Source organism: Herbaspirillum sp. GW103 (genome assembly GCF_000261365.1).
GTDB lineage: Bacteria > Pseudomonadota > Gammaproteobacteria > Burkholderiales > Burkholderiaceae_D > Herbaspirillum.
The window spans coordinates 45245-61569 of the sequence record NZ_AJVC01000004.1; the positions used below are offsets into that span (position 1 = coordinate 45245).

Here is a 16325-nt window from a genome sequence, read left to right on the forward strand (position 1 = left end):
ATTTTATGCCCGTCTGGCGGGGCGCCGGGCCAGGATGGGCAAGCTTCGGCGCCTGACGCAAATTTGAGTCAAAACCGACCTATGTAGCGGGCAGGCGCGGGGTGGGGGCAACTGCGCGCGCCGACTCCGATACGCTTTAAAGTTGTTGTTTTAATAATCTCTCCCGCATGTACGGGCTGCGATGACCTGGTGAGCCACAGATCTGGCCTGGGCCAGCATCGACGAGTTTGTCGCATTTGAGAGGCTGGTCCGTTACTCGTCAGAGAAAAAATACATGGACACCCGAAGGCGGTGAAGAACAAGTCGAAGCCGCTTTCTGCTGGCTTTCATTGCCGGGTCAGTGGGACAAGCATACCTTCACACCGTAGCCACCAGCCGATGCTCACCCGGTGTGACGGGCACTCGCAATGCGCCACCATCGCAGGTGAGTGGCATGCCGTCCAGTTCAGCTGCCGAGATACCGACGCAGCGCATCCCCGGCGATTCGACCTGGATGATGTAGCGTGCCGCACCCAAGACGATTTTTGCCTCAAAGCCAGGCCATCCGGCTGGAATACACGGATCGAGGATTAACACCTCGCCTTCGCGGCGAATGCCTAGAATCCCCTCCATACCCGCACGGTGCATCCAGCCGGCGGCACCGGTGTACCAGGTCCAGCCGCCCCGGCCCTCGTGCGGCGATACCGAATACACATCCGCAGCCACCACGTACGGTTCCACGCGGTAGCGCGCCGTCTGAGCAGGTGTCCGAGCATGGTTGATAGGATTGACCAGAGCGAACAGGGCATGGGCGTGCTCGCCCGCCTGCGGGTCGCCGCGTAACTGCGTGAACGCTAGGATGGCCCACATGGCCGCGTGGCTGTATTGACCTCCATTCTCACGTAAGCCCGGCGGGTAACCCAAGATGTAGCCAGGGTCGCTCTGTGTGTGGTCAAAAGGTGGGGTAAAGAGCAACGCCAGCCCCGCCTCTGGCAGCACCAGGTGCGAGCGCAGCGAGTCCATCGCCATCTGTGCGTGGCCAGGATCGGCGACTCCTGACAGTACGGCCCAGGATTGGGCGATCGAATCGATGCGGCATTCCTCGCTGTGGCGGCTGCCCAGCCACGTGCCATCGTCGAATATGGCGCGCCGATACCAGGCGCCGTCCCAGGCCTCGCGCTCCAGCGAGGCCGTCACAGATTGGACATGGCTCCGCCAGCGCGCGGCACGAGTGGGGTCGCGTTCCTCTGCCAGAGGAGCGAATAGGATCAGTGTGCGTACCTGCAGCCAGCCGAGCCAAACGCTCTGCCCCCGGCCTTCCTGGCCCACACGATTCATGCCATCGTTCCAATCGCCGGTCCCCATCAGCGGCAGCCCTAATTCGCCAGTGAGGTCGATACTCTGGTCCAATGCGCGCGCGCAGTGCTCAAACAGCGTTGTAGAGATGCCTGCAGGCATCGGCTGGAAAAAGGCATCATGTTCGCCTACCTGCAGCGCGGGGCCGTCCAGGAAGGCGATGGATTCGTCAAGTACCGCTGTATCGCCCGAGACGATCACATAGCTGGCCGCGGCGAAAGCCAACCAGATGCGGTCGTCCGAGATTCGCGTGCGCACGCCTTGGCCCGAATGCGGCAGCCACCAATGTTGCACGTCACCTTCGAGGAACTGACGGCCTGCAGCGCGCAGCAAGTGTTGACGCGTTTCTTCAGGCCGCGCGAATGTGAGCGCCATGCCATCCTGCAGTTGGTCTCGAAAGCCGTAGGCACCGCTGGCCTGATAGAACGCCGAGCGGGCCCAGATGCGGCAGGCCAGCGTCTGGTAGAGAAGCCAACCGTTGAGCAGGATGTCCATCGCGCGGTCTGGCGTGCGCACTTGCACGGCACCGAGCAGCCCTTCCCAATGGTCACGCACCCGCTGCAGTTCGGCCTCCAGATCAGTCTCACGCCAGCGCGCCGCTAGTTCCAAACTTTCCTGCGCGCTGCCGCATTGCCCGAGTAGAGCGATGATGTCTACCGACTCGCCGGGCCGCAGCACTAGGCTGCACTGCAGCACAGCGCAGGGATCCAGGCCCGCACCCACCGTACCGGATAGGGACGCCTGGCTCTGCAATGCAGCGGGTGCCGCCAGACTGCCGCGATGGCCAAGGAATTCCTTACGGTCAGCGGTCCAAGCGGTCTGCCGGCCCCCGAGATCGGCGAAAGCGACTCTACCCGGAAAGGCTGTGCTCCAGGGATTGCGCGCCAGCAGCACGCCGCTGGCTGCATCGATCTCGGTAAGGATGAAGGGTGCGCAAACCGCACGCGAGGCGCCCAACACCCATTCTGCATAGGCCGTGACGGATAGGCGCCGCGTCTGTGGGCTGAGATTGTGTAAGGTGAGGCGCGACACCTTAATTGGGTCGTCCAGTGGCACGAACTGCAGCAGTTCAAGCGCGATACCGTGCGCCTCGTGCGTGAAGCGGCTATAGCCATGACCGTGGCGTGCAACGTAGGTACCGCCGTCGCGGATTGGCTGCGCTGTAGGGCTCCAGAGCTCGCCGCTCGACTCGTCTCGTACGAAGAACGCCTCGCCGGTCGGATCGATCACTGGATCGTTGGACCATGGGGTAAGTTGATTCTCACGGCTGTTACCAGCCCAAGTACTTGCGCTGCCATCGGCCGAGACCTGGAAGCCGAAGGCAGGGTTGGCGATGACGTTGATCCAGGGGGCGGGGGTGGTCTGTCCGTCGGTGAGTACGGTGACGTATTCGCGACCGTCCTGATCGAAGCCACCGAGTCCGTTGAAGAACTCCAGCCGCGCCGTGTCTGTGCTCTGCCCCTGCCTCGTCAGGTTGGAAGATTGGGTATAGGTAGCTAATTCGAGCGCCGCACTCGCGTAGTGCACCGTCTCCGGCAGGAGACCGATTTGCCGAGCGATGTCGCCCCGACGCGCTAGCAGCAGCACGCGAGCTGCTGAATGCAGTAAGGCCCGGGCTGACACATCCATCAGATCTGCGCGCAGTGTATGGACCACCCCCTGGGCTATCGTCTCGTCGTGTGGTCGAAGGGGCGACTGGCTCCGGCGCACGGCCGTTTCGATAGCGGACTGCAGATCCTGCACATAAGAGGAAGCTCGCTCATTAACGATCACCAGATCGACGCTCAGCCCCTTCATTCGCCAGTACTCGTGCGCACGAAGTAGTTGGCGCACCTGAGCAATATCCTCGATGTCATCGATTCGCAACACCACGATTGGCAAGTCGCCGGAGACCGAGTGCCGCCACAAGCCCGACTGCGGGCCTGCACCACGAGCGATCTCCTCGGCCGGTGGGCGGAAGCGTGTATCCGCATAGAGGATAGGTGCCGCCAGCCGCTGGAAGTCTGCGGCTTCGTCGGCTTCGACGCCGATGTGTCGCAACTGTACCTGGGCCTGGGTCCAGGCCAAGGTCCGAGCACGCTCGAAGGCGCTACGGTCATGGTGCTGGTCCACCAATTCCAGTAGCGCTTCGCGAGTAGGCGCCACCAGCGTCCAGAAGGCCAGGCGCGCCATACGACCGGGCGCGATACGCACGCGGTGTCGCACCGAGAAAACCGGATCGAGTACCGTACCGGCCGTACCAGACAGCATGGCTCCGTCCGCCATGGCTTGCGCCGTGGCGGATGTACGACCTCGGCCCAGGAACCGTGCCCGGTCGGATTCGTACTGCACGGGTGCCGTGACGATGCCTTCGACCACGGCGAAGTGTGCGGCCCAGATCCGCTGCTCGTGCGGCCCGCGAGGGCGTCGCGTAGCGATTAGGGCACCGAACTCTGGGAGATATTCAGTCTGCACGAACATCTTGGAGAAGGCCGGATGGGCATCATCACCCGCGGGCGACGCCAACACCACCTCAGAGTAAGAGGTGAGTTCGATTTCACGAGTCTTGCGGCCTGTATTGACGACTGTGACGCGGCGTACCTCGCCGTCAACTTCGGCGGACACCAGCACCTCCATTGTGGTCGTCAGGCTGCCGTCGTGCCGCGTAAAGGCGGCGTGATCCTCGGCGAAGACTACCTCGTAGCTGTCGGGTGACATGGCCAGCGGCTGCGCCGCAGCGGACCATATCTGACCGGTATCCGTGTCACGTAGATAGACGTAGGCGCCCCAGTCGTCGCGGGTCGCGTCTTCGCGCCAGCGCGTCACAGCCAACTCACGCCAGCGGCTGTAGCCAGCACCCGCTGCGGTGAGCATGACGGCATAACGCCCGTTGGACAGCAGGTGCGTAGCAGGGGCCGCCGTAACAGACGGGTCTATGTGCCGTACCGCATGTAAGTCACCATGTGGATTGGTTGCGCCAGACAGCACCTCTTCAGCGCGCGCACGCGCCACAGAGACGAGGCGCGGCATACGCTCGTGCAACAGCAATTCGCAGGCCTGGATCATCGGTTCACGATGGAAGCGTTCCCGCATGCGAGCGCCCTGGAGCGTATTGGCGATTGCGACAAGTGTCATGCCCTGGTGATGCGCCATAAAGCTGCGTACGATGGCGACCTGCGACCCGCCGGGCAGGCGGGCACGGGTGAAGTCCAGCGCCTCGTAAAAGCCATAGCGCCCGAGCGCACCAAGCGTCTGCAGGTACTCAAAGTTGCGTTGTGCGAGCGGTGCATCGACCATGGTAGCGAGACCGGTCGCGTAAGGCGCGATCACCAGATCCTGAGCCAGCCCCCGTTTTAGGCCCAGGCCTGGCACGCCAAAGTTGGAGTACTGGTAAGTGAATTCCAGGTCGCGAGCGTTGTACGCCGACTCGGAGATGCCCCACGGCACGCTCATCCGCCGACCGTAGGCCATCTGGTGCTGCACGATCAGGCGATTGGTCTGCTCCAGTAGGCTACCTGCCGGTGCGCGCATCACCAGCGAGGGCATCAGATACTCGAACATCGACCCTGACCAAGATACCAGGGCCGATCCACGTCCTACGGGGATGGCTGTCCGATCCAAGCGGAACCAGTGGCGCGTGGATACGTCGCCCTTGGCGATTGAGAAGAGGCTGGCTAGTCGCGCCTCAGAGGCTAGTAAGTCGTAGCAGTTGGGATCGAGCACGTTCTCCACTGCGGCATAACCTATGGAAAGCAGTTTGCGTTCAGGATCCAACAAAAAGGCGAAGTCCATCCCTAGCGCTAGCGCACGCGCCTGTTGCGCCAACGCCTGCCAGCGGGCATCGATAGCATTCGCCGCGACGCCGAATGACTTAGCGTCGCGTGCCTGTTGCTCGATCCGCCCTTGCAGCGCATTGGTCCAGAATAGCAGGTCGTCACCTTCCGCTTGTATTGCTGGGACCAGCGCCTGCGCTTCTTCTGCCGCCTTATCGGCCAGGCGCTGAAATACCGGAAGTGGCATGCTGGCAGGATCGTGGAACCCTGCCTCGATCTCGGCAAGAACGCTCAGCAGTCGCTGTCCCTGTGCCCCTTGGGTCGAAGGTTTAGCAGACGCCGACTCCCGGGCTAGCGCGAGTGCGTCGCTCGCACCCTCCGTCCAATCCGTCGACAGCGACGCACCCATCCATTCTTCGCAGGCATTAGCCAGTACGATCAAGTGGCCGGCGAGGTTACCGCTGTCCACAGACGACACATAGGCCGGTGCAAGCACCTGGTTCGTGCGCGTGTCATACCAGTTGTAGAAATGGCCTCGGAACCTTTCCAATGTCTGCAAGCTGACGAAAGCCGCTTCCAGGCGCTCGCAAGTCTGCAGGGCACCAGCCCAGCCAAAATCGCGGGCCGCCACCGTCGACAGCAAGTACAAGCCTATGTTGGTAGGCGAGGTGCGGTGAGCGATCACTGGCTTCGGATCTTCCTGAAAATTGTCCGGTGGAAGCATGTGCTCAGCCGGCGTCACGAAGGTTTCGAAAAAACGCCAAGTGCGACGTGCAGTAAGCCGCAGGGCCAAGGTATCTGTGAGTTCGGGCGCACCGGGTGTCACGATCGGCGGACGGCGGCTGACGCGCCAGGCCAAGACCGGCGCTGCGACCCAGAGCGCCGACAGCGGCAACGCAATTGCGCATGCTGCAGGAAAGAACACGCTAACGCCCATGGCGAATACTAGGGCCAACAGCACGCCACCGGCCATCTGGCCATAGAAGCCAGTTATACCGGGGCGCGGGCGAGCGGCGGACTGGGCTGCGGTTGTCCATTCCAGCAGATGCCGATGCGTCGCGTAGAGTCTGATCAGGGTACGCGTAATAGCATCCATCGTGCGCCAGGTCTGATCCGGAAGCAGAGCTAGCGTCCAGAGTGTCTGCATTACGGCTAACCGAAGATCGCTGGCCAACCGGCGTAGTTGGCTACCCAGCCCGATGCCCGCGCGCGTTGGCGCTAGTCCGGAGATGTGGGGCAGAAAGAACGGCACTGCCAGTGCCAGTACCAGCATCCCCATGGCTTGTAATGATTGAGGCCAGGGCAACCAAGCGCACAGCGCTAGAGCCAGTAGGCTCGTGGGCGCCAGCAGGGAGCGCCGCAAGTTGTCGATCATTTTCCAGCGGCCCACTGGCGGTAGGGTCGCACCTGAATGGCGTCGCCCGAGTATCCAGGGCATGAGTTGCCAGTCGCCGCGCGTCCAGCGGTGTTGGCGCCTGGCAGCGACGTCGTAGCGGGCAGGGAATTCTTCGACCACTTCGACGTCCGAGGCAAGCCCCGCGCGAGCGAACACGCCTTCGAACAGGTCGTGGCTAAGCATCGTGTTCTCAGGAATACGACCAGCAAGCGCTGCCTCGAAGGCATCGACGTCGTAGATGCCTTTACCGGTGTAGGATCCCTCACCGAAAAGGTCCTGGTAAACGTCAGACACGGCGGACGCGTAGGGGTCCATGCCACCCGAACCGGCCGAAATGCGCTGATAGAACGATCCCTCGCGGCCCAATGGCAGTGTTGGTGTCACGCGTGGTTGCAAGATGGCGTAACCGCCCACTACACGCTGTTCAGCATTGTTCCAGCGCACACAGTTCAAGGGGTGAGCCATCTTGCCGATCAGGCGCAGCGCTGCGTCACGGGGCAGTCGGGTGTCGGCGTCCAACGTGATGACGTAGCGCACTCTGGCAAGGATCTCGGGTTGATGAGCTTTGTCGGCAGCACCACCCAGCGACATAAAACTGGTGTCAGTTGCGCCGCGCAATAATCGATTGAGTTCATGGAGCTTTCCACGCTTACGCTCCCATCCCATCCATCGGTTTTCGCTTGCGTTGAATCGGCGCTGCCGGTGCAACAGGTAAAAGCGCTTACCACCTGGTGCTGGTCCATACCGTTGGTTAAGTGCGTCGATGGCATCCTGCGCAATGCCGATCAGGTAGGCGTCGCCGTCTAGCACTTCCGAATCTGCATCAAGGCCGTCCGATAGCAGAGCAAAAGATAGGTCACCACCGGCACCAGACAGATGGTGAACTTCAAGGCTCTCGATATGCCGGCGCAGTTCCGCCTCGCCGGAGAGCAGCGTGGGCACGACAACTAGTGTGCGCAAATGGGTTGGAACCCCGTCGGCCAGCGCCAAAGCCGGGAGCGTCACTGCGCCAGCGCGGGACGCAATTGCGCGCTGGACCAGCGCTGTGGCTACCTCGGTCGCGGGAATGAATGCGGCCATCGCGAGCACCGCCAGCAGCCCTGTGGGAGCTATCGTCAAGCTGCCGATGCCAAACATGGCCCAGAACGCGAGACCCAGCAGCATGGCCGCAAGCGCGAGGATGGCGGTCACGTATCCGCTAAGCCCCACGCGGACGCTAAAACGGTCGATGCGAAGAACCAGTGGCGGCCGGAATCCGATGGCATGCTCTAATTCGCTGCGTCCCTCGGCGATCAGGTAATGACCGGGATCTATCCTGCTGGAGTTCTGGACGAGAAGCTCGGGCGACTTCGGCGAAGCCGCCTGCGCCAGCGCCAACGCTCGCTCAACAATAGCGAGTTCGGATAACGGTGATCCCCGAGCCAGTTGCTCGATCGCCGTACGGTAGCGATTGCGTGTGGGGAAATCCATCTCCGCGAAGGTGCTGCTAGCGCGCAGACGCGTGTCCACTAAGCTAGTGCTCTCGAACATATCTGCCCAGTCGATATCAGACATCAGGCGCATGCTGGTGATGACGTTGCGCACCGAGACGTTGGAGGCACCCTGACGCTGCTGTGCATGCAGGATAGCCTGGTCAGCATCCGTGCCCTGGTCACGCAGACGCTCATCCAGCCACTGTAGGGCAGGCGTGACGCGCGGGTCCTGGTCGCGCAGACGCTTGGCGAGCTGTGCCGCGAAAAGTTCGGACACAGGGCTGCTCGCGCGCGTGGCGATATCCTGGTTCAACGCGGCATAGGCTGCGCCCGGTTCCAGCAAGCGGTCGGCGAGCCTTTGGGCATCGGCGCGCGCCGCGCGTCCGACAGTGATCTGATCGGCCAATCGGCGCAAGTTCTCCACCAGCACGATACGTAGGGTGATCGCCACAGCCCATAGTTCGCTGATGTCCAGTGGTTGGACCTCCTGGTAGGCTGCAATAAAGCGGCGGAGGACGGCAGGATCGAAGTGGCTGTCGGTGTGGGCGACGAATGCCCACGCAATTCCGAAGACGCGTGGATAGCCCGCCAACGGACCATCTGCCAGCTTGGGCAACTGCCTATAGTAGCCGGGCGGTAGGTCAGTGCGAATCTCGCGCACCTGCGCTTCAACAACGTGATAGTTATCCAGCAGCCATTCAGCGGCCGGGACTACACGGCGTCCAGCAGCCACTTCTGCGGCACCTGCGCGATAGGCCAGCAGCAGATCAACGGCGTTTTCGCGCAACCGATTGTGCAACGACCGAACCCGAGGTGGATGGATGCTAACTAACTGAGCCGTCGCGAGGCTGCGCGCATGCTGCTCTAGGCGCTCGATGCCGAACAGTTCCTCGCGCACAGGTGCGGTATCGGCCCACGGATCTGGGGCGGAGCGTTGGGACGCAAATTGAAAAAATCGGCGCATGTTGGCCTTTCAGGGCACCGCGGGGAGAGACGCCCCGCGATAAACCCGCCGTGAAGAAGCTAGGCCGTATAGCCCCGGGGGCAAAGGCTAGGCGATGTGGCCCAGCGGTTGTCAGGATTTTTATGATTAAGAACCGTTTTCACTACAGTCCTTGATGAGCGCGCTGCACCGGGACTGCTGGCACTGGTTTTTTCTTAGGTTTTTTCGGCTCTCGGTTGCCGCGCTTTTGCTCTTTTTCTGCCATGGGAAACTCCTACTATTGGGATATCGGCCCGTTATCACGGGCAAGGTGCACAACCATTCAACAAAAATTGCTGGCGTGTGCGTCAGGAAAGGGCCTGGATCAGCGATTCACTTACACATCGAGATGATCATCCAGCGGGGTTATCGCAAACAATTGTCCTTTCCACGGCTCAATCGATTCATCGAAAATTGAAATCGACATTTCCTTTGAGCCCGTAGATTCACGAATAAATTGAGCTATTGCTTTTCGACAGACGATAATCTGACTTTCTAGATTGATAGGTGCGTTTCGAATTTGAAACTCTGTTCGTGTGCGGCTGCTTCCTAAACCACTAGTTACTTCAATAACCTCGATCTTCCCAATCCGCAGCCATACGAAGCCAGCCTCATGGCCTCTATCTTCGAAATGAAATCGCATGTCAATCTCCTCATTTAAAAAGGCCGCAACTGCGGCCCCTTTAATAAATTGGACTGCCTGCCCACATACAACATTACCGCGAGCGATCAGCCTTCTCGGTCTCTCTCATGTAGTTCCTTCGATAGATGTCACCCCCTTCATAGCGGCGTGGGCCAGCGTCACTTTGCTGATCAGCTTGCTCTTGCTTTCTCTTCTCGCCATCGCGTGAAGAATAGCGACCATCGTTAGATCTCGACGTCTTCTCCTTATGGGGAGTAAATCCTTGCTGCTCCAGTCGATGAGAGCCTTGGGTCTTATTGAAGTTTGACACGATCATTCTTTCGTATCGCGGTCAGGTTAAGGATTCAATGGAACAGGCCGCGATGTCCGTTGTCGCGATATTTGATCGCGAAAATCATTCAATTAAAATGCTGTCCATCCATATTAATGAATGAAAAATGACGTGAAAGACAAGGGCAACAATTGAGGCTCTCTGTCCGACGGATAACGGACGAGATCTAGTCCACTTGAATCGCTAGTCCTTCCGACTCAGCTGCTAAGATTGCTTGTTGATCTCGAACAGCGTCGGCTCCGAAGATTTGGCTGGCAGCCAATTTCTCATCATTTCTCGTCGACAAGTCCGCCTCAATACCTTTTTCTGGTGAGGAAACAGTCTTTATGAAAGAAAACTCACGCCACCGGTTTACCTTGCTCATAACTTCTCCTACTCATAGGGATATCGCACTGGACTCAGGCAATACCATCAAAGGTTACAAAGGCGCGTACAACTACTATGCATGCAAAATCGGCTTCAGATTAAAACGTGTAATTACCGCTTCGCACATGTTGACGCCCTGCTCAAGCAATACCGCTTCCGCGCGGTAAACTCCTGCGAGATTCTTCTTTGAAAAAATCTGATGATCGCGTCGTTGAATCGAAATGCTATTCATTTGCCACCCATCTGAGTGGTGCGAATATCTGAGCTCGTAGGAAAAGTTTCCGGAGCTGTCTACATTTTGAAAAATGGACATAAGAATCCTGAGTTAGGGTGGCATTTCTGGCGACTTGGTCGGCTACCTGGGATAGTATTTTTATTCGAATTCGCCCTGGAAGTTCGCAAGCCGATATTCGGCATCGATCAATTTCTCTCCATACCTAACCTTTACTTAGTCCACGGATGCTTCACAGCCAGCCGTTGCAAGATCAGTCGCGGGAAACTGTTTTTTTCACCAATGTAAGGTGGTCTTTATTAGGCTTTTCATATAGCCCTTTAGCGGCTTCTTGCTGCTGAGATTGGGAGCCATTACGTTCGACATCGCTAGCCGGTTTACGAATGCGATCCTCGCCCCCCCCTACTTGCTCTTGGTTCGGTTTATGCCCTTGATGCTGCTGCGGATGTCCGCGTGGCGACAAATGTTCTCGGCCTTCGTTTCTTTGATCCACAGGTAGTTTGGTATCTGACATATTCGTCCTTTGTGTATTGTCTATGTATAAGAGTTTCAGGTCTGGGAAGATCCTCCGCATGGGCTGCCCATCGGTTCGGCGGCACCCAAAAATAGGCGTCACAATCCGAGATTTCATTTCAATTTCTCAGCTATTTTTTAATCTTTACCGACGTGACCCGTCGAAAGCTGTTCGGACTCATCGGCCACCCTAGCTTCTTTTCACGAAAGCTCTGCGCCTTTGCACTAAGAGTTGTGGAGTCTTTGATCTCGTTATTTTCAAAATAACAGTCGCCGTGTTCTCGTCGATGCTTATCTATTGCTTCCACAATTTCGTCGCTGTTAAAGCGGCCATTAGAGTAATTTCGCATTTCTTCCTCCAGGCAGGAACAGGTGAATGAAATAAGACGCTCGATGCCTTCGCTCAACTTCAAGAAAGTTTTGGCGAGAGCCAAACTTCTGGCCCCAAGCAAGGTGGCGGCACCAAATTCGGAATACTAAAACCGGTTTGCGGACGATGTATATGCGCACTTTCGCGCTCTAGTCCTCAGACGAAATGGGAGGCCTTGGGTTACAAAGGTCGTTTGTCTTTCCACGACTACGCGCGAGGTCCTCAAGAACTTGCTGAATGCATTCGATATCCGCAAGCTGCCCCGAATAGTCTACGTAGAGGGCACTTCCCGCAACCAGAAAATTTTGGTAATCGGGAACCGGCTCCGTCATTCGAAAGCGATTCATCTTGTTCATATGATTCTCCAATTGGAAAGATAGCAAAGCATCTCAACGGAGGGACTCAGTGAACTGAAGAGGCGGCAGAGTCGGGATGGGGAAAACGAATCAAGCGAGCTTTTTACCTAGCCTTGATTCGCAAAGGGATGCACAGACCTTACTCCCATTACTTCTCTAAAACGGAAATGCACCTCATTTATTTTTCTATCGGTGGGATCATAGTGATAGCGTCGAGACATGCTCCTGTCCAATTATTTTCCCGACGCAGTAAAGGGCGCAGAAATCGTGTTCAAATGGCACCTCTCAATAGGAGATCTAATGAAGAAGCGATTTAACGAAAGCACTGCCAGCCTCAAAGAGCTAACAACAACTATGCCGATGAGCTCAACGGTTCACGCAGAAATTTTACGAAGGAGGGTTGTTATTAGACGGCTCGTCGAAGATGCAAGAGAAGAAACGAAGCTAAGACGAAGTGATCTCGCGTAATTTTTAGGGCCGATCTTCGATTTTTTACGGTCGGGCCCATCGCGTGAAGCACCCGAGGACCTACGCAACGATAACAGAAACTAAAAGTGAGCTATATAGAATCCCTTCTACTGAACAGCTTTAACGGTCGAGACCACTTCAGCGAAGAGACAGGGTTTTACAAGCAACGCGTCAAAAACCTCCAATGCTCTCCAAGAGTTTTTCAAAGGGGTCGCACTCAGGAGAACAATCGGAATGGAAGAAAATCGCGGGTTATTTTTGAGTAAGGTCGCCAACTCGAACCCATCCATGATCGGCATTCGCAAATCTGTCAAAACAACGTTCACAGAATCATCAGACCCCATCATTAGGTCATAGGCTTCTCGACCGTTTGTAGCTTCCAGAACGCGGTAACCCTCATTTTTAAACACCTCTGAAAAGATGGTCCGAACATCGACATTGTCCTCGACAAGTAATATTGTGCGCCCTCGAAACAATCCGTCCATGCCCCCCTCCCAAATAGTGGCCATGGGTCCAGAGTCGGATATCAGAGGGCTACTAATAGTATGAGAAAAAATCTGCCTTATGAACATCAGGCAATTCGCTAAAACGGAGAATCTATCTCCGACAGACACGTAGGATTAATGGATGAAGCTCTGTGGGGAGCGCATCAAATAGCAATAACCTAGAAATGATGTCCCGTTAAAGGCGTGCGCAGAAGTAGTTGCACTTTCGCAGGTCTAGAGGATTATCAGTTGCTACAACCTGAAAAGGATCGGAGCCACACGTAGTAATTCATCGCGGCAGCGTAAGAGCTCCCGGGCTTCGGCTATCGGCGTATGTCCGACTCACTAGCCTGAGCGATTCTCGATTGCGACGGCTCAGACAGCTCATAACCGGCTGCGACTTTTCCCGCCACATTAGCATCTGGTGACCGCGCCCAATTGCCCCTTGTTCGAGTGTTCTTCATTCTCGCCCGCTGCGTTTTCCTGGATGAGCTCCTTGGTAGTGATCGTTATGTGCCATTTTTCTGCACTCATATGGCGGGCTCCGTCAGATGCTTTACTGTCTATGTAGCGCCCATTTCCAACAAGCAAAATAGTCACGAATACACAGCCAATAATCGATAATGTGAGGCAAACATTAAGCAAACCATATCTACCTCCAGACATCGTTTGGTAGTCAAAAAACGGCCAGTCAGGTAGAAAATAGGACATGGGGGAATCCGCCTTGGATTACCCATAGCGGCTTGGCATCGGAAGCTACGGCTTATCGCCCAGAAGCGGGCTATGTGACGAGGATATTAGATGAGCGCGAAATACATCAAACAAGAAATGGAGAGACAACTTGAGTCTGCACGAGATGCTGTGGTGGATGAAGTGAGTTTCATCAATTTTCTGAATGTACTCTCCGCAGACTGGTTCGCAGAAACTGAATTACACGCGGCTTTACTTCCATCACCATACTCTTCGGGTGTATTGGGCTGGAAGAACGGCAATATCGGTGCATTTCTAAATGCCTCCGTTCGTTGGGTGGAGAATTCAAGAAATGGTCCCCATTTCTATGAAGTTTCAATAAATCCCTGGCGTAAGGTTGCCGATATCCTGTTAATGGGGAAGACTTACGAATAGGATGGAATATCTTCTCCCAGCCAAGAGTAGGCATTCTGCAATGGTGAAACGCCAGCTACAATTTTTCTTGGCTCATACGCTTTTCCAAATCTGCCGCAGCTTCCCTCCGTTCGCTGTAGCGGTCGGTCAGATACGGTGAGACATCTCTAGTCAGCAGGGTGAACTTGAAAAGCTCCTCCATTACATCGACGACCCGCTCATAGTAGGGCGAAGCCTTCATCCTGCCGGCATCGTCGAATTCTTGGTATGCCTTGGCGACCGACGACTGGTTTGGAATCGTCAGCATCCGCATCCAGCGTCCGAGCACGCGCATCTGATTGACCGCGTTGAATGACTGGGAGCCACCCGATACTTCCATTACGGCGAGCGTTTTACCCTGGGTCGGCCGAATCGCCCCTTGCGACAACGGAATCCAGTCGATCTGTGCTTTCATGATGCCGGTCATGGCGCCGTGGCGTTCGGGTGAGCACCAGACCATTCCCTCGGACCAGTTGGCCAGGTCGCGCAGCTCTACAACTTTCGGGTGCGTATCCGGCTCGCCGTCGGGCAAGGGCAGGCCGCGCGGATCGAAAATCCTGGCCTCGCCGCCAAATGCCTCCAGCAGACGTGCCGCTTCCATCGTCAACAGCCGGCTGTATGAGCGCTCCCTGATGGAGCCGTAAAGCAATAGGAAGCGCGGCCGATGGCTAGATGCGCCGACTTCTTTAAAGCCGTCAATCGCCGGGACCTGGAACTCGCCTGCCGTGATGTTCGGCAGGTCACTGAGCCGGTGCGACACGTTGTCCCTCCGCGTTGACCACGACTTCACCGTCCTCTTTGGTAAATGGCCCCTGCTGCGGATTGGGCAGGATATCCAGCACCAGCTCCGACGGGCGGCACAGGCGAGTGCCGTTGGTTGTCACCACAAACGGCCGGTTGATCAGGATGGGGTGCGCCAGCATGGCATCCAGCAGCTTGTCGTCCGTAAGATCGAGCTTATCCAGTCCCAGCTCCGCGTAGGGCGTGCCCTTTTGGCGAATCGCCCCGCGTACGCTCAGCCCGGCATCTTTGATCATCTTTGCCAGTTGCTCCCGGCTTGGCGGATGCTGCAGATATTCAATGATAGTTGGCTCTTCCCCGCTATTGCGGATCATGGCCAGAGTGTTACGGGATGTACCGCAAGCAGGATTGTGATAGATGGTGGTCATGACGTTTCCAGGGTGATGTGTTAGGTTCTATTGGAGGCGGATCGCCAGCGCTGCGAGCGTGACAAGCAGCACTGGCATCGTGAGTACAGCACCGACGCGGAAGTAGTATCTCCACGAGATATACAGTTTCTTCTGGTCAAGCACGTGTAGCCAAAGCAAGGTCGCCAAGCTGCCGATTGGCGTGATCTTCGGCCCGAGGTCGCAGCCAATCACGTTGGCGTAGACCATGGCTTCGCGTACCACGCCATGCGCCGTTGTGGCGTCGATGGATAGTGCACCGACCAGCACGGTCGGCATGTTGTTCATGATGGAAGACAAGATTGCCGTCACGAAGCCGGTTCCCAGCGTTGCGGTCCAGAGCCCTTGTTCCGCCAGACCATTCAGTACCTGTGTCAGCAGATTCGTCAGTCCCGCGTTACGCAGGCCATAAACCACCAGGTACATGCCGAGGGAGAAGAAGACGATCTGCCACGGTGCGCCCTTGATCACCTCTCTCGTCGCGATCACATGCCCCCGTGCGGCCACTGCGAGAAGAATCGACGCGCCAGCGGCGGCTACCGCGCTGATAGGAACACCCAAGCCTTCCAGCCAAAAGAAGCCCAGGAGGAGCAGCCCAAGCACCCACCAGCCAGCTGTAAAGGTAGCTTTGTCACGTATTGCCGTAGCCGGGGCGTCTAGCTGCGAAACGTCGTAATTCTTTGGAATATCCTTGCGGAAGAAGAAAAAAAGCGCCAAAAGCGTAGCGGCTAGCGCGGCCAGGTCGACCGGGACCATGACGCCGGCATACTGCGCAAAACTGAGCTTAAAGTAATCGGCCGAAACGATGTTGACCAGGTTTGATACCACCAACGGCAAGCTGGCTGTGTCAGCGACGAAGCCCGCCGCCATAACGAAAGCTAGGGTCGCTTGCGGCGAGAACCGCAGCGCCTGAAGCATGGCAATGACGATGGGCGTCAGGATCAGTGCGGCACCGTCGTTGGCAAAGATCGCCGATACAGTGGCGCCCAGCAGGACCAACAATACGAACAGGCGCTGGCCGTTACCTCTTCCCCAGCGAGCCACATGAAGCGCCGCCCATTCAAAAAAACCAGCCTTGTCCAGCAGCAGACTGATGATGATGATGGAAATGAAGGTCGCAGTAGCATTCCAGACGATGTGCCACACCGTTGGAATATCAGCCCAATGGATTACGCCCAAGGACAACGCCACGACTGCGCCTCCGCAAGCGCTCCAACCAATGCCCAGACCCCGGGGCTGCCAAATGACCAGCACCAATGTAATCAGGAAAATGAAAAACGCTACCAGCATGCTT

At 57.2% G+C, this 16325-nt stretch carries 10 protein-coding genes; 1 reads left to right on the plus strand and 9 read right to left on the minus strand.

Translation table 11 applies throughout. The features are described 5' to 3' along the window. Positions 1-357 precede the first annotated feature (357 nt). The 6 genes from GWL_RS12445 to GWL_RS23405 all read right to left on the minus strand — a co-directional run bounded on the left by GWL_RS12445 (position 358) and on the right by GWL_RS23405 (position 13412). A complete protein-coding gene (locus GWL_RS12445) occupies positions 358-8919 on the minus strand; it encodes a GH36-type glycosyl hydrolase domain-containing protein (protein WP_008330623.1) in 8562 nt (2853 codons plus the stop codon). A gap of 355 nt (positions 8920-9274) precedes the next feature. Further along, positions 9275-9580, minus strand: a complete 306-nt coding sequence (locus GWL_RS23395) for a hypothetical protein (RefSeq protein WP_157174238.1) — start codon at positions 9578-9580, stop codon at positions 9275-9277. 497 nt (positions 9581-10077) lie between these two features. Next, positions 10078-10275 (minus strand): hypothetical protein, encoded by a 198-nt coding sequence (locus GWL_RS12450; RefSeq protein WP_034337080.1) that lies wholly within the window; start codon positions 10273-10275, stop codon positions 10078-10080. A gap of 487 nt (positions 10276-10762) precedes the next feature. Next, positions 10763-11023, minus strand: a complete 261-nt coding sequence (locus GWL_RS23400) for a hypothetical protein (protein WP_134040408.1) — start codon at positions 11021-11023, stop codon at positions 10763-10765. 1300 nt (positions 11024-12323) lie between these two features. After that, positions 12324-12701 carry a response regulator gene (locus GWL_RS12460; protein ID WP_034337074.1) on the minus strand — a complete coding sequence of 126 codons (378 nt, stop codon included), beginning with the start codon at positions 12699-12701 and terminating at the stop codon, positions 12324-12326. Positions 12702-13115: 414 nt separating this feature from the next. Continuing rightward, the gene (locus GWL_RS23405) at positions 13116-13412 is read right to left on the minus strand and encodes a hypothetical protein (RefSeq protein WP_151201292.1); all 297 of its coding nucleotides are present in this window, start codon (positions 13410-13412) and stop codon (positions 13116-13118) included. A 90-nt stretch (positions 13413-13502) separates the two neighbouring features. Here GWL_RS23405 and GWL_RS23010 point away from each other — a divergent pair, with 90 nt between their 5' ends. Continuing rightward, complete coding sequence (locus GWL_RS23010) at positions 13503-13826, plus strand: hypothetical protein (RefSeq protein WP_077236028.1); 324 nt, start codon at positions 13503-13505, stop codon at positions 13824-13826. Between the two features lie 55 nt (positions 13827-13881). Here the strand turns inward: GWL_RS23010 and arsH are convergent, their stop codons facing one another. The 3 genes from arsH to GWL_RS12475 are packed head-to-tail and all read right to left on the minus strand — an operon-like array spanning position 13882 to position 16321. Then, the gene (gene arsH / locus GWL_RS12465) at positions 13882-14604 is read right to left on the minus strand and encodes an arsenical resistance protein ArsH (RefSeq protein WP_034337071.1); all 723 of its coding nucleotides are present in this window, start codon (positions 14602-14604) and stop codon (positions 13882-13884) included. Then, complete coding sequence (gene arsC / locus GWL_RS12470; protein WP_008330634.1) at positions 14585-15013, minus strand: arsenate reductase (glutaredoxin); 429 nt, start codon at positions 15011-15013, stop codon at positions 14585-14587. Before arsC ends, arsH begins: the two co-directional genes overlap by 20 nt. Positions 15014-15040: 27 nt before the next feature. Beyond that, the gene (locus GWL_RS12475; protein ID WP_034350750.1) at positions 15041-16321 is read right to left on the minus strand and encodes an arsenic transporter; all 1281 of its coding nucleotides are present in this window, start codon (positions 16319-16321) and stop codon (positions 15041-15043) included. Positions 16322-16325: the final 4 nt, after the last annotated feature.